General features: G+C 49.6%; 5 protein-coding genes. All 5 read right to left on the bottom strand.

Annotated elements, in window-relative coordinates:
- On the bottom strand, positions 1-159 hold a 159-nt coding region (gene rplJ, locus RTM06_RS22170), incomplete at its 3' end, for a 50S ribosomal protein L10 (protein WP_312184728.1).
- Between the two features lie 348 nt (positions 160-507).
- Complete coding sequence (rplA, locus tag RTM06_RS22165) at positions 508-1,212, bottom strand: 50S ribosomal protein L1 (RefSeq protein ID WP_008108395.1); 705 nt, start codon at positions 1,210-1,212, stop codon at positions 508-510.
- A gap of 3 nt (positions 1,213-1,215) precedes the next feature.
- Positions 1,216-1,644, bottom strand: coding sequence for a 50S ribosomal protein L11 (gene rplK, locus RTM06_RS22160; RefSeq protein ID WP_008108393.1), 429 nt, complete (start codon positions 1,642-1,644; stop codon positions 1,216-1,218).
- 148 nt (positions 1,645-1,792) lie between these two features.
- The gene (nusG, locus tag RTM06_RS22155) at positions 1,793-2,338 is read right to left on the bottom strand and encodes a transcription termination/antitermination protein NusG (RefSeq protein ID WP_008108391.1); all 546 of its coding nucleotides are present in this window, start codon (positions 2,336-2,338) and stop codon (positions 1,793-1,795) included.
- Position 2,339: 1 nt separating this feature from the next.
- Positions 2,340-2,723 (bottom strand): preprotein translocase subunit SecE, encoded by a 384-nt coding sequence (secE, locus tag RTM06_RS22150; RefSeq protein ID WP_008108388.1) that lies wholly within the window; start codon positions 2,721-2,723, stop codon positions 2,340-2,342.
- Between the last annotated feature and the right edge of the window lie 277 nt (positions 2,724-3,000).

Genomic DNA, 3,000 nt, shown 5'->3' with positions numbered 1-3,000 from the left:
ACGCATGTAAACGCCAGCTTCACGACCTGCTTTACGCAGTTCGGTCATTTTATCAACGGTTACGCCGCGGGAATCCGCAACAACCGCTGAAAGCGCGCCTTTGGCTACTTCGCTAACTTCAGCAACAATCGCTTGTTTGCCTTGAAGATTTAATGCCATTAGCTTTGCTCCTGGATTGGCCGGGAATAATTTCCCGGAACTCACTTCACTCATTCACTCGAAGGCGATAAGCGCTATTACACGGTGAGCAGAATCCAGCGAAGAAAAAATTCTTTTTGGTTCTGTCACCGTCTACGCAGGGTATTAAGCAAGATATCCGAAAATATTCTGCTCCTGCGGTCTCGGACGGAGGCCAGGATAAGGCCTGGCTCCAACCTAAGCGATTGAATAACTAAGCGTTTAGACTTTGTCATTCACTCACTTTGAATCTGGGTTCTGAATTGCATTAACAACCAGAACAACGGGCGTAAGATTCTAGATGAATTTTTCGCCCGTTACAAGCAGCAATTAGTTTGCTGATGCGCTCAGACCAGCCTGGTCAACGGCAACGCCGGCGCCCATGGTGGTAGAGATGCTGACTTTCTTGATGTACACGCCTTTCGCCTGAGATGGTTTAGCTTTTTTCAGCGCAACCAGCAGGGATTCCAGGTTTTCTTTCAATTTGTCAGTGTCAAAATCCACTTTACCGATGGTGGTGTGGATGATGCCGTTTTTGTCGTTACGATAACGAACCTGACCTGCTTTAGCATTTTTAACTGCTTCAGCAACGTTAGGGGTTACAGTACCAACTTTCGGGTTTGGCATCAGACCGCGTGGGCCCAGAACCTGGCCCAACTGGCCAACAACGCGCATTGCATCTGGAGATGCGATAACAACGTCAAAGTTCATTTCGCCTTTTTTGATCTGCTCAGCCAGGTCTTCCATACCAACCAGCTCTGCGCCAGCTGCTTTAGCAGCTTCAGCGTTTGCACCTTGGGTGAAGACGGCAACACGTACTGAACGACCAGTACCGTGTGGCAGAACGGTCGCGCCGCGCACGTTCTGATCAGATTTACGTGCATCGATGCCGAGGTTAACAGCAACGTCAACGCTTTCAACAAACTTAGCGGTAGCCAGTTCTTTCAACAGAGCAACAGCTTCGGTGATGTCGTACTGCTTGGTCGCGTCAACTTTGTCGCGAATTACGCTCATGCGCTTGGTCAGCTTAGCCATTTCTTAATCCTCTACTACCAGGCCCATGGAACGAGCAGTACCTTCGATAGAGCGAGTCATCGCTTCTACGTCAGAACCTGTCATGTCCGCAGCTTTAGTTTCTGCGATTTCACGTACCTGAGCACGAGTCACTTTACCGACTTTATCTTTGTTCGGCTTACCAGAACCAGACTTGATGCCCGCTGCTTTTTTCAGCAGAACGGCAGCCGGAGGCGTTTTGGTAACGAAAGTGAAGGAACGGTCGCTGTATACGGTGATAACAACTGGAGTAGGCAGGCCTTTCTCCAGAGATTCTGTCTTAGCGTTAAACGCTTTGCAGAATTCCATGATGTTAACACCCTGCTGACCCAGAGCTGGACCAACAGGCGGACTTGGGTTAGCCATACCAGCTGCAACCTGCAGCTTGACGTAGGCTTGTACTTTCTTGGCCATGATATTTCCTCAATTGGGTTTTAGCGCCTGAAAAACAGGCTCCCCGTGATAACGATTTACACGCTAATAGCAGCGCATAAAAACAAAAGGCGCGAAATTATAGGTAAATTTCGCGCCTTCCGCAAGAGCTAAAAAGTGAACAAAAGGCTTAAGCTTTTTCCACCTGAGCGAAGTCGAGTTCCACTGGCGTTGCACGGCCAAAGATGGAAACAGAAACTTTCAAGCGGCTCTTCTCGTAGTCCACTTCTTCGACCACACCGTTAAAATCGGCAAACGGACCGTCGCTGACGCGCACCATTTCGCCTGGCTCGAACAGCGTTTTTGGACGCGGCTTATCACCAACCTGCTGCAGGCGGTTCATAATAGCATCAACTTCTTTATCACTGATTGGCGCAGGACGATCGGACGTTCCGCCGATAAAGCCCATCACACGCGGTACACTGCGTACCAAGTGCCAGCTGGCGTCATTCATTACCATCTGGACCAATACGTAGCCAGGAAAGAATTTACGTTCGCTTTTGCGACGTTGGCCACCACGGATCTCGACGACTTCTTCAGTCGGCACCATGACTTCGCCAAAAAGCTCTTCCATGTTGTGCAGTTTGATATGCTCGTGCAGCGATTTAGCTACGCGAGCTTCAAAACCGGAGAACGCCTGAACGACGTACCAGCGTTTTTTTGGAGCTTCAGACATCTCAGAACCTCAGGCCAGTGATAAACGATACCAGACGGACCAGAATACCATCCAGCCCCCACAAAATCAGTGACATCACGGCAGTTACCGCGGCAACGATTAACGTGGTGTGCAATGTTTCCTGGCGAGTTGGCCAAATGACCTTACGCATTTCGGTTCTTGCTTCACGGGCAAATGCCACAGTCGCTTTGCCTTTGATTGTCAGCAGTGCGATGCCGCCTGCTGCAGCAATCAGCACTACTACAGCCAGCGCACGCAGCGGCAGAGTTACATCGCGATAAATATAGTTGCCGACAATTGCTACCAGGAGCAATGCGATCACAACTACCCATTTCATCGCTTCAAGGCCGCGCCCGCTTCCTTGAGCTTCGGTATTCGCACTCATAAACCAACCTGCCACAATAATTCAGAAACTATTCTGCCCCGCAGAGCGAGGCATCCAAACCGAATGAGCTTTTGAGCGTAACTCGGTATCCAACGCCGTGAAACAGAGCCTGTCTCAACAATGATTATGATTGAAAATCACTGATGAGCCAGGTTCTATGTAACAGCGTGCAAAAAGGGCATCAAATGATGCCCTTTCCTTGTGCATTGCGTCAAATGTTATCGCAATTAAGCGATAATTTCAGCAACAACACCCGCACCAACAGTACGGCCGCCTT

It is taken from the genome of Pantoea sp. CTOTU46764 (genome assembly GCF_031974595.1).
Classification (GTDB): Bacteria; Pseudomonadota; Gammaproteobacteria; order Enterobacterales; family Enterobacteriaceae; genus Pantoea; species Pantoea trifolii.
Note: the sequence above shows the minus strand (reverse complement) of the source record. Positions and strands in the feature narration are given on the sequence as shown.

Coding starts and splice junctions, on each gene's coding strand:
- secE (WP_008108388.1), bottom strand. CDS start 2,723: ATGAGTGCGAATACCGAAGCTCAAGGAAGCGGGCGCGGCCTTGAAGCG.
- rplA (WP_008108395.1), bottom strand. CDS start 1,212: ATGGCTAAGCTGACCAAGCGCATGAGCGTAATTCGCGACAAAGTTGAC.
- rplK (WP_008108393.1), bottom strand. CDS start 1,644: ATGGCCAAGAAAGTACAAGCCTACGTCAAGCTGCAGGTTGCAGCTGGT.
- nusG (WP_008108391.1), bottom strand. CDS start 2,338: ATGTCTGAAGCTCCAAAAAAACGCTGGTACGTCGTTCAGGCGTTCTCC.